Annotated in this window: 22 protein-coding genes; 10 read left to right on the forward strand and 12 right to left on the reverse strand. The window is 73.4% G+C overall.

Going from position 1 to position 24,558, the window contains the following annotated elements:
- Positions 1 to 101: 101 nt before the first annotated feature.
- Entirely contained in the window at positions 102 to 1,625 is a 1,524-nt protein-coding gene (locus tag VK501_RS01445; protein WP_324333894.1) for a fused MFS/spermidine synthase, read from the reverse strand.
- Positions 1,626 to 1,740: 115 nt separating this feature from the next.
- On the opposite strand from VK501_RS01445, the gene VK501_RS01450 reads away from it, so the two are divergent.
- Together VK501_RS01450 and VK501_RS01455 are read left to right on the forward strand one after the other, a co-directional pair.
- A complete protein-coding gene (locus VK501_RS01450) occupies positions 1,741 to 2,559 on the forward strand; it encodes a TIGR03620 family F420-dependent LLM class oxidoreductase (RefSeq protein WP_324333896.1) in 819 nt (272 codons plus the stop codon).
- A 100-nt stretch (positions 2,560 to 2,659) separates the two neighbouring features.
- Positions 2,660 to 4,495: a hypothetical protein gene (locus VK501_RS01455; RefSeq protein ID WP_324333898.1), complete on the forward strand. Its 1,836-nt coding sequence runs from the start codon at positions 2,660 to 2,662 to the stop codon at positions 4,493 to 4,495.
- Positions 4,496 to 4,678: 183 nt separating this feature from the next.
- Here VK501_RS01455 and VK501_RS01460 read toward each other — a convergent pair whose 3' ends face one another.
- From VK501_RS01460 to VK501_RS01500, 9 genes are all read right to left on the reverse strand, one after another.
- A complete protein-coding gene (locus tag VK501_RS01460) occupies positions 4,679 to 5,344 on the reverse strand; it encodes a response regulator transcription factor (protein ID WP_324333900.1) in 666 nt (221 codons plus the stop codon).
- Complete coding sequence (locus VK501_RS01465; RefSeq protein ID WP_324333902.1) at positions 5,332 to 7,044, reverse strand: sensor domain-containing protein; 1,713 nt, start codon at positions 7,042 to 7,044, stop codon at positions 5,332 to 5,334. Before VK501_RS01465 ends, VK501_RS01460 begins: the two co-directional genes overlap by 13 nt.
- Before the next feature lie 93 nt (positions 7,045 to 7,137).
- A complete protein-coding gene (locus tag VK501_RS01470) occupies positions 7,138 to 8,115 on the reverse strand; it encodes a 2-dehydropantoate 2-reductase (protein WP_324333904.1) in 978 nt (325 codons plus the stop codon).
- Positions 8,116 to 8,156: 41 nt separating this feature from the next.
- The gene (locus VK501_RS01475) at positions 8,157 to 9,215 is read right to left on the reverse strand and encodes a flippase-like domain-containing protein (protein ID WP_324333906.1); all 1,059 of its coding nucleotides are present in this window, start codon (positions 9,213 to 9,215) and stop codon (positions 8,157 to 8,159) included.
- Between the two features lie 26 nt (positions 9,216 to 9,241).
- Positions 9,242 to 9,979, reverse strand: a complete 738-nt coding sequence (locus VK501_RS01480; protein ID WP_324333908.1) for a hypothetical protein — start codon at positions 9,977 to 9,979, stop codon at positions 9,242 to 9,244.
- On the reverse strand, positions 9,957 to 10,715 hold the full coding sequence (locus tag VK501_RS01485; RefSeq protein WP_324333910.1) for a ubiquinone/menaquinone biosynthesis methyltransferase: 759 nt from the start codon (positions 10,713 to 10,715) through the stop codon (positions 9,957 to 9,959). The genes VK501_RS01480 and VK501_RS01485 overlap by 23 nt, the downstream gene beginning before the upstream one ends.
- A 54-nt stretch (positions 10,716 to 10,769) precedes the next feature.
- A complete protein-coding gene (locus VK501_RS01490) occupies positions 10,770 to 10,949 on the reverse strand; it encodes a cupin domain-containing protein (protein ID WP_324333912.1) in 180 nt (59 codons plus the stop codon).
- 37 nt (positions 10,950 to 10,986) lie between these two features.
- Positions 10,987 to 11,472 (reverse strand): VOC family protein, encoded by a 486-nt coding sequence (locus VK501_RS01495; RefSeq protein ID WP_324333914.1) that lies wholly within the window; start codon positions 11,470 to 11,472, stop codon positions 10,987 to 10,989.
- A 98-nt stretch (positions 11,473 to 11,570) separates the two neighbouring features.
- Entirely contained in the window at positions 11,571 to 11,732 is a 162-nt protein-coding gene (locus VK501_RS01500) for a hypothetical protein (RefSeq protein WP_324333916.1), read from the reverse strand.
- Positions 11,733 to 12,356: 624 nt separating this feature from the next.
- Here VK501_RS01500 and VK501_RS01505 point away from each other — a divergent pair.
- A complete protein-coding gene (locus tag VK501_RS01505; RefSeq protein ID WP_324333918.1) occupies positions 12,357 to 12,647 on the forward strand; it encodes a PASTA domain-containing protein in 291 nt (96 codons plus the stop codon).
- Between the two features lie 16 nt (positions 12,648 to 12,663).
- On the opposite strand, the gene VK501_RS01510 is transcribed toward VK501_RS01505, so the two are convergent.
- Entirely contained in the window at positions 12,664 to 13,413 is a 750-nt protein-coding gene (locus VK501_RS01510; RefSeq protein ID WP_324333920.1) for a potassium channel family protein, read from the reverse strand.
- 152 nt (positions 13,414 to 13,565) lie between these two features.
- On the opposite strand from VK501_RS01510, the gene VK501_RS01515 reads away from it, so the two are divergent.
- The 5 genes from VK501_RS01515 to VK501_RS01535 all read left to right on the forward strand — a co-directional run bounded on the left by VK501_RS01515 (position 13,566) and on the right by VK501_RS01535 (position 19,072).
- Complete coding sequence (locus VK501_RS01515; protein ID WP_324333922.1) at positions 13,566 to 15,095, forward strand: restriction endonuclease; 1,530 nt, start codon at positions 13,566 to 13,568, stop codon at positions 15,093 to 15,095.
- 309 nt (positions 15,096 to 15,404) lie between these two features.
- The gene (locus VK501_RS01520; RefSeq protein WP_324333923.1) at positions 15,405 to 16,238 is read left to right on the forward strand and encodes a peptidoglycan DD-metalloendopeptidase family protein; all 834 of its coding nucleotides are present in this window, start codon (positions 15,405 to 15,407) and stop codon (positions 16,236 to 16,238) included.
- Positions 16,239 to 16,354: 116 nt separating this feature from the next.
- Positions 16,355 to 17,563 carry a low temperature requirement protein A gene (locus VK501_RS01525; RefSeq protein ID WP_324333926.1) on the forward strand — a complete coding sequence of 403 codons (1,209 nt, stop codon included), beginning with the start codon at positions 16,355 to 16,357 and terminating at the stop codon, positions 17,561 to 17,563.
- Positions 17,563 to 17,892, forward strand: a complete 330-nt coding sequence (locus VK501_RS01530) for a hypothetical protein (protein ID WP_324333928.1) — start codon at positions 17,563 to 17,565, stop codon at positions 17,890 to 17,892. Before VK501_RS01525 ends, VK501_RS01530 begins: the two co-directional genes overlap by 1 nt.
- 103 nt (positions 17,893 to 17,995) lie before the next feature.
- Entirely contained in the window at positions 17,996 to 19,072 is a 1,077-nt protein-coding gene (locus tag VK501_RS01535; RefSeq protein ID WP_324333929.1) for a sulfite oxidase, read from the forward strand.
- On the opposite strand, the gene VK501_RS01540 is transcribed toward VK501_RS01535, so the two are convergent.
- On the reverse strand, positions 19,069 to 20,544 hold the full coding sequence (locus VK501_RS01540) for a hypothetical protein (protein ID WP_324333931.1): 1,476 nt from the start codon (positions 20,542 to 20,544) through the stop codon (positions 19,069 to 19,071). The genes VK501_RS01535 and VK501_RS01540 overlap by 4 nt on opposite strands.
- A gap of 124 nt (positions 20,545 to 20,668) precedes the next feature.
- Here VK501_RS01540 and VK501_RS01545 point away from each other — a divergent pair, with 124 nt between their 5' ends.
- Both VK501_RS01545 and VK501_RS01550 read left to right on the forward strand, forming a co-directional pair.
- The gene (locus tag VK501_RS01545; protein WP_324333933.1) at positions 20,669 to 22,033 is read left to right on the forward strand and encodes a CHAT domain-containing protein; all 1,365 of its coding nucleotides are present in this window, start codon (positions 20,669 to 20,671) and stop codon (positions 22,031 to 22,033) included.
- The gene (locus tag VK501_RS01550; RefSeq protein ID WP_324333935.1) at positions 22,023 to 24,182 is read left to right on the forward strand and encodes a hypothetical protein; all 2,160 of its coding nucleotides are present in this window, start codon (positions 22,023 to 22,025) and stop codon (positions 24,180 to 24,182) included. Before VK501_RS01545 ends, VK501_RS01550 begins: the two co-directional genes overlap by 11 nt.
- The last annotated feature ends 376 nt before the right edge of the window (positions 24,183 to 24,558 follow it).

A 24,558-nucleotide genomic window follows, 5' to 3' on the forward strand; every position in this document is an offset into this window, starting at 1 on the left:
GATGGTCGCACCCTAGAAGCGCCGGTCCCTGATCCGCCCGCGGGTTTCGCCCCCTGGGCGAACACCCGCAAGGGAACCTGGCCCTCTGGGCCAGTGTTCCCCTACGACGACGGTGGCGGCGTCAGCAGCTGATCGGCGGGCGCGTAGTCGTCGCGAAGCTGCTCGCCGCCGCGCGCGTACGCGACGACGTCGGCGCGCGGATAGGTGAACGCGCCGCCGGCGTCGGTGCCGCCGTTGCCGGGCAGCGGCCGATCGGAGGCCAGCAGCACCGCGTTGCCGTCACCGGGCAGCCCGTCCTCGCCGGGGACCGCGACGAGCTGCACGTCGGCGAACAGCCCCAGCAGCGTCGCGGTCTCGGCGCGCAGCAGACCGTGGGGGCCGAAGTCGATGACGTTGAGCGCGTACACGCCGCCGGGCCGCAGCACGCGCCGGACGTCCTCGATCCACTCGCGCGTCGTCAGGTGCCACGGCACGGAGAGGCCGCCGAAGGCGTCGCCCACGACGACGTCGGCGCTGGCGTCCGGCTCGGTGCGCAGCGTCGTGCGGGCGTCGCCCACGGTCACGCGCAGCGCGGGCGACGTCTGCAGGCCCAGCCGCCTGCGGTCCAGGTCGACGAGCTTCTGGTCGACCTCGAGCACGTGCGCGTGCGATCCGGGGCGCGTCGCCGTCAGCCAGCGCGGGAGCGTGAACCCGCCCCCGCCGACGAAGACGACGTCGCGTGGCCGGCGCGGCGCCCCCGCGGTCGCGTCGATCGCCTGCGCGATCCACTTGGTGTAGGGGTACTCGAGGTGCGTCGGATCGGCGAGGTCGACGTAGGAGTTGTGCAGGTCGTCGAGCACGAGCGCACGGCCGGTCGGACGCGCCGCGTCGACCTCGACGCGCGCGCAGTGGTAGGTGCTCTCGGCGTCGCACGGCGAGTCGCGGGTCGCCGCCAGCAGCGCGAAGGCGATGGTCGCCGCGATCGCCCCGGCGGCGCCCGCCCGCCCGAGCGCGCGCGTGTACCCGCCCAGCAGCAGGCCGGCGAGCACGAGGACCACCCCGATCGCCAGCACCGCCGTGCTGACCGGCAGCAGCGGGACCAGCACGAAGCCGGTGCCGAACGTGCCGACCAGCGCGCCCGCCGTCGCCCAGGCCGACAGGCGCCCGACGACCGTGCCACTCGCGCGCAGGTCGCGCAGCTGCAGGCGCGCCATGGTGGGTGACACCGCGCTGAGGACGGCGGCGCTGGGGACGAGCGACAGCAGCGTGATCCCGAGCGCCGACAGCTGGCCGCCGTCGCGCGCTCCGGGCCCCAGCCAGCGCACCACCGGGACGGTCAGCAGCGACAACAGGCCGCCGACGATCAGCAGGCCCACGACCAGGCGCCGGGGATCGGTGTGATCGGCGAGCCAGCCGCCGAACGCGGCGCCGAGCGCGATGCCGGCCAGCGCGGCGCCGATGATCGAGGTCGTCGTCTCCATCGTCAGCCCGACGTAGGGCGCCAGCAGCCGGACGGCGAGGATCTCGAGCACGAGGACCGCCCCGGAGGCCATGAACACCGTGGCAGCGGCGATGGCCGGGGCGAACGACGGAGCCGGCGCGACCGGCGTCGCGGGACCCCTCGTTCGGTGAGCGACGGCAGCCATGGACGCACACTAATCACGCAGCGGCGTCGCTCACCGGCGATTGGGCCAACTGTCAATGGCCGGAGCCCGGGCGCCCTGAGCCGGGCGGACTGGTCGCGCGTGGCACCCTGTGACGATGCGCCTTGGACAGATCGGGATCTGGATGCCGCGTCGCTTGGGCACCGCGGCCGTGCGCGAGATCGAGCGGCTCGGGTACGGAGCGCTGTGGCTCGGCGGCAGCCCGTCGGTCGACGATGCTCGTCCCTTCCTCGAGGCCTCGAGCACGCTGACCGTCGCGACCGGCATCCTCAACGTCTGGCAGCACGATCCGGCAAGCGTCGCCGCCGCCCACGCCGAGGTCCGCAGCGCGTTCCCGGGACGCTTCCTGCTGGGGGTCGGCATCGGCCACCCCGAGGCGACCAGCGACTACCGCCAGCCGCTGAAGACCATGCGCGAGTTCTTCGACGGCCTGGACGCCGGGCCCCAGCCGGTGCCGCGCGACGAGCGGGTCGCCGCCGCGCTGGGTCCGAAGATGCTCGACCTCGCCGCGGAGCGGTCGCTCGGCACCCACCCCTACTTCACGACGCCCGACCACACGCGGTTCGCGCGCGAGCGCGTCGGCCCCGAGCGCCTCGTCGCGCCAGAGGTCGCGGTCGTCGTGGAGGAGGACCCGGAGCAGGCGCGCGTGATCGCCCGCTCCTACGCCACCGTGTACCTGGGGCTGAGCAACTACACCAACAACCTCCTGCGCTTCGGCTTCAACGAGCGCGACCTCGCCGACGGCGGCAGCGACCGGCTCGTCGACGCCGTCATCCCCCACGGCTCCCCGCAGGCGATCGCCGACGCCGTGCACACCCACCTCGACGCCGGAGCCGACCACGTCTGCCTCCAGCCGCTGGGCCACGGCTCACCGCCGGTCGACGACTACCGCGCGCTGGCGGGAACGCTGCTGTAGGCGGCCGAGGACGACGCCGCGGCGATCGGCCCGGCGGGAGCGCGCCGTGCCAGACGGCTCTGGCGCCTCATCCCATGAGACACGACAGTCGCCTCCGGCCATGGCTCTGTCGCCTGTCGCGAGACGCCGTCTCGTCACGATCGTCCCACCGCTGCTCGTCGGGCTGCTTGCGCTGCCGTTCGCCCTTCGTCAGAACTCGTGGTGGGAGTGGACGAACGCGTTCTGGCTGCTGCAACGGCAGGCGGCGCACGTCGCCGCCCACGGCGTGCCGACGTACTTCCTACACGAGGACACGGGCAGCTTCTATCCCTTCAACGTGTTCTACGGCGGGTTCACGGTGTCGGTGCTGGCCTATCCCGCGGCCCTGCTCGGAGCGTGGCCGGTCTTCGTGGCCTCCGTCGCGCTCGCCTTCGTGGCCGGCTACCTGGGGATCTGGTGGACGGCGCGCAACCTCGGGCTGTCCCGAAGCCTGGCGGTGCTGCCGGCGCTCACCTTCGTCACGACGCCGTACGTCGTGTCGGAGGCCTACGGGCGCGGGGCGTGGGCCGAGCTCGTCGCCGTCAACGGCGTGGCGGTGATGGTCGGCGCGCTGACGTCGATGCTGTGGCGACCCGGGCGCGGCCGGATCCGCGCGCCGGCCGCGCTGGCGGGCTCCGCCGCGGTCGTGGCCGGCACCCACAACGTCACGATGCTCATCAGCGCGCTGGTGTTGCCCTTCGTGGTGGCGGCGCTGCTGCCGTTGATTCCGCCCGGCGTCGGTGTGGGCGGCATCGCGCGCCGGTTGGGTGGAGCCGTGCTGGCGATCGGTCTGGGCGTCGGGCTCACCGGGGCGTGGCTGGTGCCCAACCTCTGGCTGGGACGGGACACCGTCATCGCCCAGAGCGCCCTGAACGTGCAGCCGCTCGCGTTGAGCGTCAAGTTCGCCCACCTGCCGACGCTGCTCTCGCCCTGGCCGATGGTCCCCGAGTCCAACCGGGACCTCCGCAGCGCGCAGGTCACCGCTCAACCCCCGGTGCTGGCCATGGCCTGGGTGCTGGTGGCGCTCGGACTCGTGTTCTGGGTGCGCCGGCGTTCGCCGGACCGGGTGGCGGCGTCCGCTGCGGGGCTGGTGGTGGTCGGCCTCGGCCTGCTGCTGCTGACCGCGGATCCCGGATGGTGGCTGAGCTTCCCCCCGGTCCTGCAGACGGTGCAGTTCACGTATCGCGTCATCCCCTATCTGGCCATCGTCATCGCGCTGGCGATGACCGTGGCCCTGATCGCCATCCGCCGTGGGCCCGCGCGGCGGACGATGACCGTGACGCTCCTCGGCGTGGTCGTCGCACAGGCCGCCATGACCGCATTCATGGCCGTCGACACCACCGCGTCGCCCCAGTTCCCCTTCGTCGAACGCCCTGCCCGCCATGCCGACGTGCGGGTCGACCACCAGCCGGCCGCGTTCTCCACGCCGGGCCCCGTCCCGTTCCAGTTCAGGGTCCTCGGCCATCCGATCGGACCGAAGGCGGTCAAGCCCGCCCGCATCGACATCGCCGACCCCGTGACGTCGGACGCCGCTCGGCTGCGCGGCACCGGGGCGGTGGGTGATGTGCTGCGGACCTCCGTGGTGTGGTCCCGGCTCGTGCGCATCGACGGCGACGTCCGCCTGACCGGCCGGACCGCGGACGGTGTCGCGGTCGTCACCGTGGCTCACACCGACCGTGCCGGCAAATGGAGCGCCACCGTCCGACCGCGGTGCACGGTGCTCTGCGCCGAGGCGCTCACCGGCGACGCCCCGTGGCCGTTGCTCGCGGGATGGCTGCTGACGGCCGTCAGCGTTCTCACGCTGGCCGGCGCGGGCCTCGTCGCGCTGCGCCGTGCTCGCCACCGCACCGCGGTGCCGGAGACGGCGCCGGACCGCGCCGACACGCCGATGCCGACCCTGGAGGCGTCGGCGCGCTAGGGGAACACTGGCCCAGAGGGCCAGGTTCCCTTGCGGGTCTTCGCCCAGGGGGCGAAACCCGCGGCGGGCTACTAGGGACCCACGCTCCTAGGGGTGCCGTAGGCGGCCAGCGAGGCCGAGGCCCACGACGGCCAGCCGTCGCCGCCGCAGGTGGGTCCCCAGTCGCGATAGCGACACAGTCTCCTAGCCCTCCTGGGCCGCCCGCAGGAACGCGAGCACGGCGAGCACGCGGCGGTGGTCGTCGCCGCCGGCCGGCAGGTCGAGCTTGCTGAAGATGTTGGAGATGTGCTTCTCGACCGCGCCGGCCGTCACGACCAGCCCGCGCGCGATCGCCGAGTTGGTGCGGCCCTCGGCGACGAGCCCGAGCACCTCGCGCTCTCGCGGCGAGAGACGGTCCAGCACGTCGTCGCCGGCCTCGGCGCCCTGGGGCCGCATCAGCGCGGCGACGACCTCGCGATCCAGCGCGGTCCCGCCGCCGGCCACGCGCTCCACCGCCTCGACGAACTCGCGCACCTCGCCGACGCGCTCCTTGAGCAGATAGCCGACGCCGCCGTCGCCCGAGGCCATCAACTCGGTCGTGTACACGGGCTCGACGTACTGCGACAGGATGAGCACGCCGAGCCCGGGGTGCCGGCGGCGCGCCTCCAGCGCGGCGCGCACGCCCTCGTCGGTGAACGTCGGCGGCAGGCGCACGTCGACGATCGCCACGTCGGGCTTGTGGCCGCCGACGATGCGCAGCAGGCCGTCGCCGTCCTCGGCGTGGGCGACGACCTCGATCCCCCGCTCGCGCAGCAGCGCCACGAGGCCCTCGCGCAGCAGCGCGTTGTCCTCCACGATCACGAGGCGCACGGCAGCTCCGCCCGGACGACCGTGCCGCGCCCCGCCTCGCCGGGCCCGACGCGCAGCGTGCCGTCGAGCGCCTCGACCCGATGGCGCAGGCCGGTCAATCCCGATCCCGCCGGGTCGGCACCGCCCGGTCCGGTGTCGGCGATCTCGATGACCAGCACGTCGCCGCGCTGAGCGACGGTCACGCGCACCGGCGCGCCGCCGGCGTGCTTGGCGGCGTTGGTGATGGACTCGGCGATGACGAAGTAGGCCGCGGTCTCGACGACCGGCGCCGGGCGCCCGAGCTGGTCGCTCCCGTGGACGGTCACGCGGATCGGCACCCGCAACGCGAGGCTCTGCACGGCCGCGACCAGGCCGCGATCGACGAGGATCGGCGGCGCGATGCCGTGGGCCAGATCGCGCAACTCGCCGATCGCCGCGCCGGCCTCCGCGCGGGCTTGGCGCACCAGGGCGGCGACCTCCGGTTGGTCGGCCAGATGCTCCTCGGCGCGGCCCATCAGCATCGACAGCGACACGAGGCGCGCCTGCGCGCCGTCGTGCAGGTCGCGCTCGATCCGCCGCAGCTCCGCGGCCTGCACGTCGAGTGCGCCGCGGCGGGTGCGCGTCAGCTCGTCGACGCGCTCGACCAGCACGCGCTCGCGCGTCCACGGGAGCCGGTCGCGGTAGAGGACGAGCGCCACGACGCCCAGGATCACCGACAGCCCGAGCGCCGGCCACACCGGCCACGGATAGCCGCCGCCGGCCAGCGCCCAGACCGCGACGCAGATCCCCACCAGCGCGATGGCGACCTCGGCGACGGCGAGGATCCGGCCCAGCGGGGCGCCGCGCGCATACGTCCAGCGCGCGACCGCGTCGTGGATCGTGACGGTCAGGGTAAGTCCCAGCGCCACCCAGACCGGCCAGAAGTAGTCGGTGCCGGGCAGCAGCCAGAGCAGCGTGCAGACGGCGACGATCAGGAGCGCCAGGCCGGCATGCAGGGGCAGGAGGCGAGCGGGATCGACGCGGCGCCGGGACCGGACAGACGCGTCACGCGCGCCGGTCGTCGCGCCCGGCGCGTGCGCGGGCGGTCCGAGGAGCGCGGCGGCCAAACGCGCCTCGCCGGTCGCCATCGCGCGCAGCAGTGCGACGCTGAGCAGCGCGAACGGCGGCGCGAGCACGAAGGCGAGCAGCGCACCCCAGGCGCCGTCGATCGGCAGCACGCCCCACAGATCGCTGCCGGCGGGCAACGCCCAGAACCACACCGGCAGCGTGACGAGCACGGCGAGGTGCACCACGCAGCTGACGGCCACCGAGCCGAAGGCCAGGCCGACGACCGAGTGCGCGACCAGCCAGGCGAGGTCGCGCCACGTCTGCGGGTCGCTCAGCGTGGCCGAGACCCGGGGCAGCAGCCGCGGGTCGGGCCGCTCCCGGTAGATCGCCTGCAGCGGAGCGCCGAGCTCCCGCGCCGCGTTGCGCCGGTCGAGGTCGGCGACCCAGCGGAACGCCGCCGCGCTGGCCAGCACGGCCGGGATGCCGACGATGAACACCGCCAGCGACAGGGTCACCGTGACGCCCGCGATCCACACGATCATGGCGAGGACGCTCGTGGCGAGCCCGACGCCGAGGTACTCGAGATCGTGCACGGCCTGCCGGCCGGCGGCCTCGGCGCGGGCGCGGAGGTCCTGGTCGGGGTCGGTCACGGCGGTGGGAAACAGCGGGGTCACGGCGACGAAGGATGGCCGAGGGCGCGGCGGCCCGCCATGGGGCGCCGTGGTGTCCGGCGGTGGGGCTGGCCCCCGGCGCTCCGCCGGCCGTGCTCAGCGCAGCCCGAGCGTGCGCGCCTCGAGGTCGACGAGGGCATGGATCGTGCGCAGCGCCGGCGCCGCCACGCCGGCGAGGTCGGCCAGCTCGACCACCGCGCCGGTCAGCGCGTCCAGCTCCAGGCGCTTGCCCGCCTCGAGGTCCTGCAGCGTCGAGGTCCGGTGGTCGCCGAGACGCTCGGTGAGCGCCAGACGCTCCTCGATCGACATCGACGGATCGGCGCCGACCGCGCGCGCCACCTCCACCGCCTCGGCCATCAGCCGGGCGATCACGACCCGCACGCCCTCATCCGAGGCCATCGCCCCCAGGCCGGCACGCGTGAGCAGGCTGATGGGGTTGAACGACACGTTGCCCATGAGCTTCGTCCAGATCTCGGTGCGGATGTCCGGCGTGACCCGCACCGGGAAGCCCGCGTCGGCCAGCGCGCCGGCGACCGCCTGCAGCCGCACGGTCTGCGCGCCGCTCGGCTCGCCGATCACGAGGCCGGCCTCCGGCCGCGTCTCGACGACTCCCGGCGCGACGATCCGCGCCCCGAGGTAGACGACCATGCCGATCGCGCGCGCGGGCGGGAGCAGCGCGCTGACCGCTCCTCTGGGATCGACCGACTCGATGTGCCGGCCCTCGTACGGGCCCGGCAGCCCATGGAAGTACCACCAGGGCATGCCGTTCTGCGCACCTACGACGGAGGCGTCCGGGCCGAGGAGCGCGCGCACCGCGGGCGCCGCCGTCCGCTGGTCGTGGGCCTTGACTGCCAGGACCACGGCGTCGACGGCCCCGACCTCCTGCGGATCGTCGGTCGCCAGCGGATGGACCACGTAGTCGTCGCCGCCGGCGCCGAGGACCCGGACGCCGTCGCGGCGGAGCGCCTCGAGGTGCGTCCCGCGGGCCAGCAGCGCGACGTCGTGGCCGGCCCGCGCGAGCGCCGCGCCGATCCACGTCCCGATGGCCCCGGCTCCGACGATCGCGATGCGCATGGCGCGCAAGCCTAGGCGCGAGAACGCCGCGCGGGCGCTCGTCACTCCGCGCAGGGGATGAACCCGCCCGGCCGGGCCATGCTGCGCCGCAACGCGACGAACGCGACGGCGCCCAGCATGAGCGGGATCCAGAACAGGATGATGCGGTAGGCGAGCACCGCCGCGGCCGCCGCCGAGGCGGGCGCGCCGTAGACGATGAGGGTGCCGATCAGGCCGCCGTCGATCCCGCCGATGCCACCCGGGATCGGCAGCAGGCCGCCGAGCTGCCCGATGAGGTAGCCGAGCAGGATGACGCTCGCGCCCGGCGCGTAGCCGACGGCGTGGAACGTCGCCCACAGCGCGAGGTTGTCCCAGACCCAGTAGCCGACGATGCCCAGCAGCAGGACGGGGTCCCGGCGGCGCAGCAGCACGCCGGCCTCGGCGGTTCCGCGGACCAGCACCGAGCGCCCACGGGACCAGAGCCGGCGCAGCCGCGACGCGTCGTCCCCCGCGGGCTCACCCGCAGGCAGGTGCCCGACGAGCACCAGCGCGGCGATGACCGCCGCCGACAGTCCGGCGGGCAAGACGGTCAGCCAGGGAGACTGCGGCGGGCCGATGACGCCGGCGAAGACGAGGAGCCCCACCACCGTGACCGCGGCGAAGTTCACCGAGCTCTTGAGCAGGAGGAACGCCACGGAGCGGCGCGCGATCGTCTCGCCCGACATCCCCGCCCGCGACAGCACCCAGGCGCCCAGCGCCACGCCTCCGGCACCGGACGCCGGGATGATCGAGCCGGTCCCGACCTCCGAGAGCCCCACCTCGGCGGCCGCGCGCCAGGACATCAGCGAGCAGAACACGGGGCGGAACATCAGGACGTAGGACAGCGACGACAGGACCTCGAAGACCACGGCGAGCGCGATCCAGCCGGGGCGGGCACCGCTCAGCCGCTCGCGCACCTCTCCGAGGCCGGGCGCCAGCACCGCGATCAGGACCAGCACCGCGAGCAGCACCGCGACCTGCGCCGCCCGCCGCGCGAGCTGCCGGAGATCGAATCCGCCGGGGAGGTCGCCCACCGGCCCGGGCGGCGCGGTGCTGGCGGCCGTGGGCGTGGGGCGCCTCACGCACTCCATCATCGCACCGCCGCGAATCAGAGCCGAGCGATGACCAGCCCAGCGGCGAGGAGGACGAGGGCGAGGGCGAGGGCTCGCAGGGCACCGTCCAGCGGCGCCGCGAGCCGCGCGGCGTCGAGCTCCACGGTGGTGCCGTCGGCCAGCTGCTGGCGCCCGCTGACCGACGCCGTCCGCCGCCGCAGCTCGCGCACCGGGGTGCTCAGTCTTCGCTGCGCGATGCTGAGCATGAAGCATCCGAACGCGACCAGGAGCGCCTGCGGCCGGAGGTCCAGCGCGTTGATCCAGTACGACGTGAGCGCCGGGAACGCGCCCCACGCGGCGGCGAACCACCAGTCCGAGTGAAACCGTCCGCCGAAGAGCTCGAGGTTGTAGGCCGCGACGATGAACGCGCCGGCGACGACGAACGGCACCAGACCGGCCGACACCGTGACGGCGCCGGCGACCCCGATCGCCACCGCTGCGCCGAGCGACGCGACGGCCAGGCCCGTGAGCAGGCGGTCCGACAGGAGCGTGCCCAGCGGCCGGCCGTTGAACTCGTCCAGCGCGTGCGCGCACACGCCGACGCCGAGGAAGAACGCGAGCAGCGTCGCCGCGAGCCGGTCGCCGTGCAGCGTGGGCGCGGCCGCGGCTCCGAAGGCGACGTAGCTCAGATGCCACGCGGTGTACGGCGGATGCAGCAGCGTGAGGAGATCGCGCCATCCCCCGGGGCGCAGCGCGTAGAACGCCGGACGCTCAAGCGGATTCGGCGCGGCCATCCGCTCGTGTGCCCCACATCACCACGCCGCCGCCGAGGCTCATCGGGCGTACGTGCACCGGGTCGATCCCGGCCTCAGACCACAGCCGGGCGACCTCCTCACGCGGATGGCGCGCGTAGAACTCGGGGATGCTCCGCGCCAGGAACCGGCCCGTCTCGCGCCATTCGCGGGAGACCAGGCCGCCGAGGGCCGGCAGCCCGGCGCGGACGTAGAACCTCCACAACGCGCGCCACAGCGTCGCCGCCGGCACCGCGAACTCCAGCGACGCGACCCGCCCTCCGGGTCGGACCACGCGGGCCAGCTCGCGCAGGGTCGCGGCGGGATCGTCGACGTAGCGCAGCAGGTAGGTGAACGTCAGATGGTCGAACGCGCCGTCGTCGAACGGCAGCCGCTCCGCCTCCCCGACCGTCAGCGAGACGCGCTGCGCGAGCGCCGGGTCGGCCGCCACACGTGCCCGCGCGACCTCGAGCATCGCGGCACTCTGATCCAGCCCGACGACCGAGCACCCGTAGCGGCGGACGAGCTCCTGGGCGACCAGTCCGGTCCCGGTCGCGACGTCGAGGACGCGCTCGTCCGACCCGGCGTCAACGGCCGCGACCATCGTCTGCCTCCAGCGCGGATCCTGCCCGAAGCTCAGGACGGCGCCGACCCGGTCGTAGTGACGCGGCAGTCCGGCGAACAGCTCCAGCGCATGGCGCTTGCGCTCGCTCTCGAAGGTGGTCGCTCGATCGGTCATGGCCGGCCCACGCATCGACCTACCCGCGGACGGGCGCACGACACCTCGGGCGGTTCAGTCGGGCAGGCCGATGCGCCGGTCGAAGCCGGCGGGAGCGTCGAGGTTCAGCATGCGCACCGCCGTGGGACCGTCGTTGCGAAAGCCGTGCAGCACGCCGGGCGGGACGAGCACGAACGTCCCCGGCGACGCCACGGCCACCTCACCGGGCCGGACGACGATCGACCGGGCGCTCATGGGCCGATCCTGGCAGAAGCGCGAGCCGCCGCCCAGGTCAGCTCGCCGGGACGCCGTCGGCCGCCCGGCGCAGCGCGGCGATGTCGAGCTTGCCCATCCCGAGCAGCGCCTGCATCGCGCGCTCGGCGCGCTGTGGGTCGGGATCGCCGAACAGCTCCTCCATCCCGGTCGGCACGACCTGCCACGAGAGGCCATACCGGTCCTTGAGCCAGCCGCACTGCCCCTCGCTTCCACCCTCGGAGAGCCGGGCCCAGTAATAGTCGATCTCGTCCTGGTCCTCGCAGTCGATCTGGAACGAGACGGCCTCGTCGAATACGAACTGCGGGCCGCCGTTGATGCCGACGAATCGCTGGCCGTCCAACTCGAACTCGACCGTCATCACCGTGCCGGCCGGGCGCGGCCCGGCCTCGGTGTAGTGGGCGACGTTGACGATGCGGGAATGCTTGAAGACCGAGACGTAGAAGTCCGCGGCCTCCTCGGCGTTGGTGTCGAACCAGAGGTTGGGGACGATCCTCTGCTGCATGGCGTTGCGTCCTCTCACACGGCGGAAGCGGAGCTCTCGCGATGGATACTGCAGCTGAGACGACCGTCCCGGACGAAACTCATCGTCGGCGATGGCAGTCAGCCGGCCACCGCGAGGTCGACGATCGATCCGGGCGTCCGGATCGCGTGGCGCATACGCCCCGTCCGCCGATCGACGACGAGGATGCGGCTGGCGGCGCCTGGTCTCGGGACGGGCAACGGGTTCGCGGCGAGCACGAGCCGGTCGCCGTCGACGAGCATGCGCGATCCGCACACCCGCCGGCCCCGGGCGAGCACGTCGACCGTCCCGGCGCGGAGGTCTAGGCGCGACAGGCCTCCGGCGTAGCCGCAGCTCCCCGTGATGTACAGAAACCGCCCGCCGGGCCCGGGACCGGCGAACTCGAGCAGGTGGTTGCCGGCGAGGCCCGAGTCGCTGGCCCGACCTTCCGGGCACCGAGACGAAGAGCGCGCCGCCCGCGCGGGCCACGAACGGGCCGCTGCCGACATCGCGGATGGGCGCGCGCGAGACATCGCCGATCACCACCGCACGGTTCCCGGCGGGCGCCGCCCGGACCACCGCGCCCGTGCCGAGCAGCGCGTAGATCGAATCCTGCCCGGCGGCGTGGCACGGGGCGGTCGCGAGAAAGCCGGCCACGGCCACCGCGATGACCAGCGCCGCGCCGCGGAGGCTGGCTGGCACCAACCGGAACACCGTTGCCCCCAGAACCGGACCATCGCATGGGGCGCCGCGCGGCGTGGCCCAGCAGACTGCAATGCTCACAGCGCAGAGCAGTTCATCGCGATGTACCGTTCACCCTTACCAGGAGATCTCCCATGTCTCACAGAAGCATCCCAGCGACCGCGGCCGCCATCACCGCTCTCACGGTGTTCGCCGCCGCAGCGTCTACGGCCACCGGACACGACGACACAACTCCTGTCGCCTCGGCAGCCAAGGTCAAGCGCGTTCCGAACGAGGTGGGCCGCAACCACCAAGCTGCTCAGGACGACCTCCAAGCCCACGGCTTCTACAACTTGCGTGAGCAAGACTGCAGCGGCCGCGGCCGCATGCTGCTGTTCGATCGCAACTGGAAGGTCGTACGCCAGAGCCCGCGCGCGGGATCGCGCGTCAGCACGAGCCGAACGATCACGCTGTGCTCGGTCAAGTACAGCGACTGACCGCACATCGCCGTCTCTACTGCTCGCTTTCAGCTACAGGCGCACGAATCTCCATCGCTTCGAGCCGACGCAGGATCAACTCGAGCCGTTCCTCGACGCCGTCCGACTCGCGCTGTTCAGCGCGCTGCGTGCGAAGGAAGCGCTCGGCGGCTGCGGCGGTGAGCAACGCGATGAACCCGATCCCGACGAGCATCACGGCGATGGCGATGACTCGTCCGGCGTCGGTACGTGGGTACGCGTCGCCATAGCCGACGGTCGTGACGGTGACGATCGCCCACCAGACCCCGTCCCACGTGCTCAGGTGCTGGCCCTTCTCGACGGCAGCGTAACCAGCGCCGCCGGCCAGGATCGTCATCACCGCGAAGACGGCTGCATCACGGATGCCTTCCGTCGAGAGCAGCCGGCGTGTCAGCAATCCCAGCCGCAGCAGGCGGAGCAGGCGAAGCAGACGGAAGACCCGCGCCGCCTGCATCGACGCGGGCAGAAACGGTGGCGTCAGCAAGACGATCGCGACCTCGAGCGGATGATCTCGCAACCAGTCCCACGGGTCATCAACGGCGCGCAGCATGAGCACCGCCTCGCTGAGGAAGGCCGCCCAGATCACCCAATTCAGAACGGAAGCGATCGTGTCCCATGGCTGTCCCGCATCGCTCTGCTCGATGACGATGGCCGGGATCGTCAGCAGAGCAGCGAACAGCAGCGGGAGAGCTAGTCGTCGTTGGGTCCCGATCGCTCGTGCGTTCACGCCGCTGGATTCGACATCCATGGAGCGACCCCTATGCGACCACGGCTGCGAATGGACGGATCTGTGTTTAGGGTGGCCCGATCATCGAGATGGAGGCCGCCGTGGGTTCCTGGGCGCAGGTACAGCGAGAACGAGAGCGAGAGCGCGCGCGTCAAGAGCGTGAGCATCGACGAATGGTGCGCGAGCAAGAGCGGCTGCAGCGTGAGGCCGAGCGGCAGCGGGCGCGCGAAGACAAGGAGGCCGCGCGGCGCTATGCCGAGGCGCGGCAGGCCGAAGCCCAGACCCTCAACGCATTCCTCGCCGCGCAGATCGCCGAGCTGGAGGGTGTGCTGACCGCGACGCTCGGCATCGACGACTTCGTCGACTTCGAGGCCCTCAGGGAGAAGCCCGTCATCCGGCCCTTCGGCCCAGGCGGGCTTGCCCAAGCACGCAGCCGGCCGGAACCCGAGGCACCCGCAGCGCCCACCGGGATCGGCAAGCTCGTTCCGGGCGCGCGACGCAAACACGAAGAGGCCGTAGCCGCCGCCCAGGCCGCGCACGATCACGCCATCGAGTTCTGGAAGAACGCTGAACACGAGCGGGAGCAGAAGCTCGCGGCCGCGCAAGCAGCGTATGACGAGCGCGTCGCCGACGCGATCGCGCGGGCGGAGGCCCAGAACGCCGAGGTCGATGCCTTCCGTGAGGCGGTCGAGCGAGGCGAGCCGTCCGCGGTCGTGGACTACTTCGGCCTGGTGCTCGAGGCAAGCCGCTACCCGGAGGGGTTTCCCAAGAGCCGCAGGCTGGCCTACGTCCCGGAGTCGCGTCAGCTCGTGCTCGAGTGCGAACTGCCCACCTTCGACGTCGTTCCCGAGACTCGTGAGTTTCGCTACGTCAAGGTTCGCGACGAGATCACCACGAGTCCACGGCCCGCCAACCAGCGCAAGGCGCTGTACGCCAGCGCTGTTGCTCAGACGAGCTTGCGCTGCGTCCACGAGCTCTTCGAGGCCGACCGGAACCTGCTGATCGACACCGTCGTCTTCAACGGCATCGTCGACAGCATCGACAAACGCACCGGTCAGCCCGCGCGCACATGCCTGGTGACGCTACGGACCACCCGCGACGCCTTCCACGACCTGGACCTCGCGCTTGTCGATCCGGCCGAGTGCCTCAAGGGCCTCAATGCCGGTGTCTCGAAGAGCCCTGCGGAGCTGGCCCCCGTGCGCCCCGTCCTGGACTTCGACATGGTGGATCCCCGGTTCGTCGAGGAGGCTGACGTCCTCTCGGGTCTCGACGAGCGGCCGAACCTTATGGACCTCACCCCTGGAGAGTTCGAAGGGCTCATCACCAACCTCTTCGAGAAGATGGGCCTCGAGACCCGACAGACCCGTCCCTCCCGCGACGGTGGCGTGGACTGCGTCGCGTACGACACCCGCCCGGTGCTCGGTGGCAAGGTCGTCATCCAGGCGAAGCGCTACAAGAACACCGTCGGCGTGAGCGCCGTTCGCGATCTGTTCGGCACCGTGCACAACGAAGGGGCGGTCAAGGGCATCCTCGTGACGACCAGCGGCTATGGCAAGGCGTCCCACGAGTTCGCCAACGACAAACCGTTGGAGCTGCTCGACGGCACCAATCTGCTGTACCTCCTCCATGAGCACGCGCAGCTCGAAGCGCGCATCGAACCGCCGGAGGACTGGACCGATCCTGACGGGGCGGTGCTCGCATGACAGCGTGGTCGCGCTACGAGCCTGCCCCGCGCCCGGTCACCCGACGGCGGCGGGCACCTCGCTGTTGGCCGGCCCGGGGAAGACGCTGATGGTGGCGGGTTCGGCCTCGGTGGGCATGCCGAGCCCGGAGCCCGGGCCGTACTGGGTCAGATCACGGCCATGACGGCGTTTCGGCAGCGTTGCCTCCGAGCACTCGCGCAGCCGTGGCGGACGCCGAGCGGCCCTGACGCTGCAGCGGACACCACGAGGAGGGGCAGCGGGTTGCGCCGGCGAAGCCCGCGAGCATGATGCGCGTGCGCGCCCTCGCGGTTGCGGTGGTGGCCTGCGCCGCCGTCCCGGCCGCCGGCGAGCGCAGGCGGTTCGCGCGCGGCGGCCCTGCAGTTGGCGTTGCACGCCCGCGGCCTCTACCCCGGCTCGATCGACGGCCTGGCGGGACCGGGCACGCGCGCGGCGGTCATGCGCCTCCAGCGCCGCGCGGGCCTGGCCGTCGACGGCATCGCGGGCCCCGCAACCCGCCGCGCGCTGGGCTGGCGCGGGCGCCCGCCGATCGGCGCGCGCGTTGCGCGCACCGGACAGCGCGGCTGGAACGTCGCGTCGCTCCAGTTCCTGCTCGGGCGCGCCGGCTTCCCCTCCGGTCCTGTCGACGGTGTGCTGGGCGCGCGCAGCTCCGCCGCGCTGCGCCGCTTCCAGGCCTGGGCCGGGCTGCCCGCCGACAGCCTGGCCGGGCGGGTCACGCTGGCGGCTGCGCGCCGCCGGCCACCGCGCTCGCCGCTGCTGCTGCGGCCCCCGGTCGCCGCGCCCGTCGGCGACGGCTTCGGCCCGCGCGGCGCCTGGTTTCACACCGGGCTGGACTACCGCGCGGGCGCCGGCGCCTCCGTCGCTGCCGCCGGCCGGGGCTGCGTCGTCTCCGCGGGGTGGGACCCCGGCGGCTACGGGAACCTCGTCGTCATCGCCCATCGACTCGGCCTGACGTCCTGGTACGCGCACCTCTCGTCGATCGGCGTGCGCCGCCGCCGGTGCGTCAGCGCGGGCACGTCCATCGGCCGCGCCGGCGCGACGGGTCGAGCCAGCGGCCCGCACCTGCACTTCGAGCTGCGCCTCCGCGGCGCCGCGATCGACCCTCGGACCAGCGGCCTGCGCTGAAGGCTGACGGCCCGTGCACGCAATGCGTGCACAGACCAGCAAGCGTCGAGCGCCGGCCCGGGCGGCGTTCCCGCAGCAGCTCAGGCACGGGCTCGGCCCTGGATACGATCGCCGGCATGAAGGCGATCTTCGCCTCGTCCGTGCGGGCCGGGAACGAGAGTCGCTCGGTGACGCCGCTCGAGCTCTTCTTCGACCTGGTCTACGTCTTCGCGGTGAGCCAGCTGTCGCACCACCTGGTCGAGCACTTCGACGTCCGCACCGGGATCGAGACGCTCGTCCTCGCCCTGGCGGTCGTCTACGCCTGGTACATGACGGCCTGGCTGTCGAACTGGCTCTCTCCCGAGCACCGGCCGGTCCAGGCCCTGCTCCTGACGATCATGCTCGCGAGCCTGCTCATGTCGAGCGCGATCGGCGACGCGTTCACGGACCGCGCCTGGCTGTTCGTGGTCCCGTACGTGGCGATCCAGGTCGGCCGCGCGTCGTTCGCCACCGTGACGTTCACGAGCGGCTCGAACCAGCGCATCCATTTCGTCAACGTCCTCGCCTGGGAGAGCGCCACCAGCGTGCTGTGGATCGCGGGTGCGTTGGCCGACGGCGACGCGCGGCTCGTGCCGTGGGCGATCGCGGTGGTCGTCACCTATGCCGGCGTGGCGCTCTACCACCCGATCCCGGGGCGGCCGAGCCACCTCGCCGCGCCGATCGGGCCGGACGCCGCCGGGGCGCACAGCGACCTGTCGGGCGAGCACCTCCTCGAGCGGCTGCGCCTCTTCTTCCTCATCGCCCTGGGCGAGACGCTGCTCACGACCGGGACCGCGTTCGCCGCCGAGCCCGTGGCGCTCGGTCCGCTCGTGGCGTTCGTGAACTCGTTCGTCGCCTCCGTGGCGCTCTGGTTCTGCTACTTCCAACGCGCCGAGGGCGCCGGGCTGCAGGCGTCCGAAGCATCGGCGGACCCCAGCGGCGTCGCCAGCCTGGGCACCCAGATCCTCACCCTCATGGTCCTCGCGCTGATCGCCATCGCGGTCGCCGACGAGTTCGCGATCGCCAATCCGGGCGACGAGCCCGGCCCCGGCTACCTCGTCCTGACCTTCGGCGGACCCGCGCTGTTCCTCCTGGGACAGCTCTACTTCATGCGGCGCGTCGGCGCGCAGGGCCTGCGCTTCCGGGCCCTCGCCGTGCTCGCGCTCGCCGTGCTGGCGATCGCGACGTCCGGGACCTCGCTGCTCGCCGCCTCGATCGCGGCCACCGTCGTGCTCGTCGCCGTCGCCATGAGCGACCGGCGGCCGGTCGCGGCGATGACCGTGCCCGCCGCCGACCTCGCGCGGTGATGGAGCACGCCGCGCAGAACGCGATGGTCGAGGCCGGCGAGATCGCGCGGTTCCGTGACCGCTGCAGCGCGTTCATGGGCGCGCTGCTCGACGAGCTGGCGACGACCCCCGAGGACCCTCGGACGTTCCCCGAGGTCGAGGACGCCCTGGGCTGGCCGCGACGGCGCCTGGCCTCGGTCCTCGGCGGGGTGTCGCACCTGCGCCAGACCGAGTTCGGCGGACGCCGTCCCTACCGGCTCTGCGGCGATCGCGACTCGACCTCGGGCCGCTGGGAGATCTGGATGGACGCCCGGCAGGCCGCGGCCCTGGCCGCCGACGAAGCGAGGTGATCGCTCAGCTGCCGCGCCGCCTCGCCGCGGGCGTTCGGACACTCCTCTCAGACCTCCGCGCATTCCGATTGAGATCGGCGTGCGTGTCGCGGACACTCGGCGGATGAGTCGCTACGGCAAGCGCGAGGACCTGGTGGTGCACGAGGAGGAGCCGTTCAACGCCGAGACCGGGCTCGCCTCGCTCGACGCTCCGCTGACCGCCACGGACGCGTTCTACGTGCGGGGGCACGGCGCGGTGCCGCAGATCGACGCCGCGGCGTGGCGGCTGCGGGTGCACGGCGACGTCGAGCGCGAGCTGGACCTCTCCCTCGTCACGTTGCAGGAGGCGTTCCGGGAGCGCGAGGTGATCGCGACGCTCCAGTGCGCGGGACACCGCCGCGCGGGTCTGATGGCCATCCGCGACCTCCCGGGCGAGGCGCCATGGGGTCCCGGCGCCACCGGTACCGCGCGATGGACCGGCATCGCGCTCGCGGACGTGCTTGCGCTCGCCGGCCCGCTGCCGGGTGCCGCGTACGTGGGCTTCGAGGGCGCGGACGTCTCCCTGGAGCCGGAGCCCGCCGAGCTCTTCGGCGGCACGATCCCGCTCGACAAGGCGCGCCGACCCGAGGTCCTGCTCGCCTGGGCCATGAACGGCGAGCCGCTTGCGCCCGTCCACGGCGCGCCGCTGCGCGTCGTCGTGCCCGGCTACATCGGCGCACGCAGCGTCAAGTGGCTCGAGCGGATCGAGGTCCGGTCGACCCCATGGCAGGGGTACTTCCAGCACGTTGTCTACCGCCTGTTGCCGGAGGACGGGACCGCTGGCCCCGGCGTCGGGATACCGCTCGGCGTCGTCGCGCTCAACAGCGATGTGCTTTCTCCGGCCGACGGCGAGTCGGTCGCGGCGGGCCCCGTCGAGGTGCGCGGCTACGCGTTCGCCGGCGGCGAACGGCACGTCGCGCGGGTCGACATCTCGACCGACGGCGGCGTGTCCTGGTCGCAGGCGGAGTTGCTCGAGGACCTCGGCCGGTGGGCCTGGCGGCACTGGCGCACCACCGTCGATCTTGCCCCCGGAGAGCACGAGATCGTCGTGCGCGCATGGGACTCCTCGGCGGCCACGCAGCCGGAGGACGAGGCGGCGCTCTGGAACCCGAAGGGCTACGTCAACAACGCCCGCCCACGAGTCCGGGTGCGCGCCGCCTAGACGCGAGAGATCCGGGGCGCGCGCACGCGCTGCGCGACGCTGGCCGCACGCCTCCGCCCAGGCTTCCAGCGCGACGAGTGTGTCTGAGCACTCTGCGCATCGGTGAGTCTCGCGCCGTGCCGGTCGAGATCGGAGCAACGCCGTGGGTCGTCGTGCGCGGGATCCCTCAGCGCACAGGCGGTCTGCGTCTGCGCGTCACGACCCCTGGGTCGAGTGCCCGGACCGTCTCCGACGAGCAGCTTCGCGCGCTGCTGGAGCAGGAAGCCATGCGGGCGCGGGCAGGGCGCCCGGGCGCCACGCTGCCGGTCTTCGTCGCCCTGCCGTCGCCGACCAGACCCGCGTGGCTCGATCGACTCGGCCTCGGCGACCGCGGATGGTCCCGGCCGCCGTTCCGCGTGGTCACCCTGCGCGGCGCGCGGTGGGCGCGGCGACCGCATCTGGCGCTGCCGCTGCATGTGGTGGCGTGCGGCAAGTACTCCGCTGAGCTGCTCCCCGCCGAGGAGCAGCCCGACCTCCCGAGTCGCACCTTCCAGCCCATCGCGCTCCGGGACCTCCGCCGCGCGCTCGAGCAGCACGACTGCGACGTCGTCGTCTGCGACGTCGACCAGGTCCCCCGGGCGCTGGACACCGCGACCCGCGTCGCGTTGGAGCGGCGTCCGCGCCTGATCGTCGGCGAGCCCGACGGCGGGCCCGTCGACCTCGTCTGGCTCGAGGCGCTGCACGTGCCGCCCGGCGTCGCGCTGGCGATGGGCACGAGCCGCGAGCGCGGCTTCTTCGCGGACGCGGTCCTCGCAGGGATCGCCGACGACCTCCCGGTCCACGAAGCGGCCCAACTGGCCTCCGAGCAGGCGTTCGTCATGGCCGACCCGGTGAGCAACGACGGCCTGCGGATCGAGCCCGCGATCGTCAGCCTCCTCGATCGCGGCCGCGTGTTTGCGACCACCCCGGCGGAATCGGCGGTCGCGAAGCTGGAGCACCGGCTGGACCGCGACCCGGAGGTGCCCGACGCCGCCACCGACCTGATGCGCGAGGTGGGGGCCGCGACCGACTCGCTCAACTCCGCCACGCATGAGCTCGCGTCGTTCACCGAGCGCCGCATCACGTTGCCGGTCGATGCCGCCGTGCACCTCGGGACCGAGCGGTGGTCGGCACGCGGGAGCCTCCTCGGCCAGGCCGGCGCCCTGCGGCAGGAGCTCGTCCGCAACGAGGACACGCTCGGCCACCTGCGCCAGCGGGTCGTCGCCGACGAGCTGTTCGTGGAGTCGATCCAGCGCCGCCGCGAGCGTCGCGTCGACCTCGCGCTGAGAGCTCCACCCGGCGAGCCTCCCGCGGTCTCCGACCAGCCGCTGCAGCCCGGCGAGCGCCGGGTCCTGGCGCTGCAGATCGGCCGGCTGCTCGACGACAGCCTCCTGGCGCAGCGGCCGCCGCCGATTGACCTCATCCTGCCCGAGCCCGCCGAGGCCGAAGGGCACGAGCTCGACGTGACCGTCTTCGGATTGGACTTCACCGTCGACGGTCCGCCGACGCGCGGGCTCGTGCTGCCCCACGTCACGCCGTCGGACCTGCTCGAGGTGGCGGTGCGCGCCCGCCGAGCCGATGCAGGACGCGCGACTGCGCGTGGCTCTGTACCACCGCGGGCATCTCCTGCAGAGCTTCCTCATGACCGCCGACGTCGGCATCGAGGGTTCCGCGCCGACCTTCGTGCTGGAGTTCTCTCGATCTCAGCGGCTGACGAACCTCGACGACCTCGGGCCGCGTGCGCTGTCGATCGCGGTCAACGAGAGCCCTCGCGCCGGTCACAACCTGATGATCAAGACCGCCGGCGGCGCGCTGGAGGTGCCGTTCAACGCCAACATGGTCGACAAGACCGTCGCAGCCACGCGCACATTGCTGAAGGACATGAAGAACGTGCTTCCAGGTCCCTCGAAGCAGACGGTCCCCGATCCGCCGCGGCCCACCACCGACAAGGCCCTCCTCGACTGGTGGCGCAAGCTCGCCGCGCACGGGCAGACGGCCTACCGCGACCTCATGGCGATCACGGGCCGGTCGCAGGAGGGGCTGCTCGACGCGATCACCCGCTCGGACGACCAGGTCGTGCAGATCGCGCGCCTGGACCCCGGTTTCGTCTACCCCTGGCCGCTGCTGTACGACTGGGTCGTCCCCGCGCGCGACGTCGGCCAGCTCCCGCCCGACGTGTGCTTCGGCGACCCGGACGCCGACGGACGGCGGCGGTGCACCCACGGCAAGGGCGCCGACGTCATCTGCGTCTACGGGTTCTGGGCGATCCGCCATCAACTCGACCAGGTGCTCACCCTCGGCGCGGCCCGCGATCCCGTGCGCCCGGTCCCGCAGGAGCCCGGAGCGCCGCAGGTCCGTCTCGCGGTCGGCGTGAGCGACAAGTGGACGACGGAGCTGCAGACCGCGCTGGCCGGCGTCGGGAACGTCGGCGACCTCGACGTGACCGACACCGCCACCTTGATCGAGGCGCTCTGGCGCCCGGAGTGGCGGGCGCCGACGATCGCCGTCGTCGCGCACCACGTGGACCGCGACCTCGCCGGAGAGCCGCCCGGCTCCCGACTCAAGCTCGGCAACGGGAGCGTGTTCCTGTCCTGGGAGCGGATCGCGGACGCCCTGCAGCTGAAGCTGAGCTGGACGGCGCCGAACTCGGTCGTGCTGCTGATGGCCTGCGAGTCGGGCCAGGCGACGACCGCCCGGCTCGACGACTTCGCGACGCTGCTCACCCGCGCCGGCGCCGGCGCCGTCGTCGCCACGGAGCTCGACATCGGCACCGACCTCGCCGCCCGCTGCGCGCGCGACGTGACCACCGACCTGCTCGACGGCGCGACGTTCGGCGCCGCGCTGCTGCGCTTCCACCGGCGGCTCGCTCACGTGGGCAACCCGTTCGGCTTCTCGTTCTGCTGGATCGGCGACGCGGGGCTCGAGGTCGCGCATGCCGGGTGACCGCCGGCGGCCGCTGCGCCGCTGCGCCGTCGTGGCGCTGGCGGCGGCGGGGCTGACCGCCGGAGCGCCCGCGGCGGTGGCGCAGACCGGCGACGGTGGCAGCCAGCCGCGGCCGCTGATCGTGGTGAGCGGGCGGACGGTGGTCCTCGCCGTCGACTCCACGCAGGCGACCGAGCGGATCGCGGTGCGCACCGCACAGGGAGTGCCCGCCGCCAAGATCCTGCTCGGAATCGCTCGCGCCCGCCGGGGTGGATCGCGGCGCGCGGACTACGCCGGCGCGTTCGGCGTGCGGTTCTCCTCGATCAGGAAGACGCGTCCCGACGCGCTGTTGCTGACCGTCGACACCCGGCATCTGTCGCGGCCCGGCGCCTATGACGTCGTGCTGCGCGCGGCCACGAGGAGGCAGCGCCGGGTCACCGAGGTCGCACTCAAGGTGATCGTCAGCCCGGCCCGGCTGGTCGTGCCGGCGACGATCGCCATCGAGCGGACGCTGCCGGTGTCCGGTGACGTCCGCGTCGACGGCGCGCCGACCCTGCGCGACCGGAGCCGCCGCACGTGGATCCCCAGCCTGCGGGCGACCGTCGTCGGCGGCCCCACCCAGGACGGCAAGGCCGCCGAGGGCCAGGTGGGCTTCGCCACGACGACGTTCTCGCCCGGCGGGCGCGACGTCCTGGACGTCGAGGACTCAGACCTGCCCGTCGGCACCGCCACCGGCATCGTCGAGCTGGACGGCCCGGAGCTCGAACGGCCCGTCCGCGTGCCCTTCACCGTGGTCACCAAGCGCGACGACGTGGTGATCGTGCTGCTCATCCTCCTCGGCCTGGTCGCCGGCACCGTCGGTCGCACGCTGCTGGGCGACGTGCTGCGCCGCACGCACACGCGCGCCACCGCCCGCGGCCTCGACCAGACGCTCGAAGCCGAGATCACCCGCGAGCCCGACAGCACGCTGAAGGCGGCGCTGCAGGAGGCGCGGAGCAAGCTCACGCTGGGCGGGCTCCACGGGCCGGCGACGATCGCCACGGCCAACGCCGCTGCGGCGACCGCCCGCGACGAGGCCTACAAGAAGTTCCTCAAGCGCTACGAGGCGACGCGGACGCGGCTCGACGCGCTGCGCGCCGAAGTCGTCCGCCGCGGCCGGGTCCAGGACATCAACGCGCGGTACGTGGCCGCGCAGACCGAGCTGCAGGCCGCCGGCGACGCCCTGGACGTGCGCAACGTCAAGGCGGCCGAGCGTGCCCTCGGCGAGACCGAGCTCCTGCTGTCGCGCGGCGTCGAGGACGGCGCGCGCACCTGGGCGACGGCCGTCACGGACCTGCTCGGCACGCTGACCGGGGTCTCGCTGACGGCCGCCATACGGGACCGTCAGGCGGGGGCCGATGCGATCACCAAGGCGCTGGAGACGGTGCGCGCTGCGGTCGACGGCACGGCCGCTCCGGAAGCGCGGGCCGCCGGCGTGCTCCAACGCGCCGACGAGGTTCAGCCGCTGGTGGACCTGTACGTCGGCGCCGCGCTGAACGCCGCCCGCAGCTACGCGCGCACGATGCGGCAGCGGCTGGCCGACATCGACGACCCCCAGGCCGCGGCCGATCTCCACGTCATCGACACCGCCGTCGCCGCGTTGCGCAACGACGCGGGCGATCGCGCCAAGGCGGTCGCGGCGCTCGACCGCGCCGTGTCGACGCTGGACCAGAAGCTCAGCCGGATCGTCGAGCAGCAGCGGTTGCTCAAGGCCGACGAGACCCCCGCAAACCTGGGTGAGACGGCCGAGCCCGCCGCCGCGGCCGCGGCGGCGGCGACTCCTCGGCTGCCCGAGCGCGCACCGGTGGCCGCGGCGACGGCCGTGGGAGCCGTCGGCGCGCTCGACGCGCAGCAGCGCTTCGAGGCGCCGAGCGTGGCCGGCTGGGCCACGCTCCTGGTGGTCGGCGTGTTGCGGTTCGTGATCCTGGCGATCGTGCTCTCGCTCGTGGGCTACTACATCTTCCGCGACGGGTTCGTCGGCACGACGTCCGAGATGATCAACATCTTCGTGTGGGCGTTCTTCACCAACGTCGTCCTCGGCGGCGTCGAGACGCTCGCCGGTCGCCTCCCCGGGCTGCCGGCGGCCCCGGCGGCAGCGGCGGGCGGAGGCGGCGCCGCCGCGAACCCCTGACCGGCGCTAGCGGACGCTGATGCGTCAGCGCCGTGCCCGCCGGGACCTTCGCGCGCGTCCCGAGGACCCGCACCGGCCGGCCGTCGCCGGCGACCCCAACGTGCGCAGCGCCTTCGTCGTCGCGGCCTCGCGCGAGACCGCAGCGCCCCTCCGCGGCTCGGCAACGGCGCTCGAAGCTCCACGGCCAGCTCCGAGGCGCCGGCCGTGCGCCTGCCCTAGGCCGGCTCAGGCGCCCCAGCCGGCCCAGCCCGAGCCGCCGGCCTCGCCCGTTCCCTGCCCGCTGCGACGGCGCGGCCGTCCGTCGAAGCCCACCGGCTCGCCGGGAACCCCCACTTCGTCTGACGTGGCGTCCGGCGTGCGCCCGGCGGCCGTCGCG

Origin of the sequence: Baekduia sp., from assembly GCF_035318805.1 — a bacterium.
Lineage (GTDB): Bacteria > Actinomycetota > Thermoleophilia > Solirubrobacterales > Solirubrobacteraceae > Baekduia.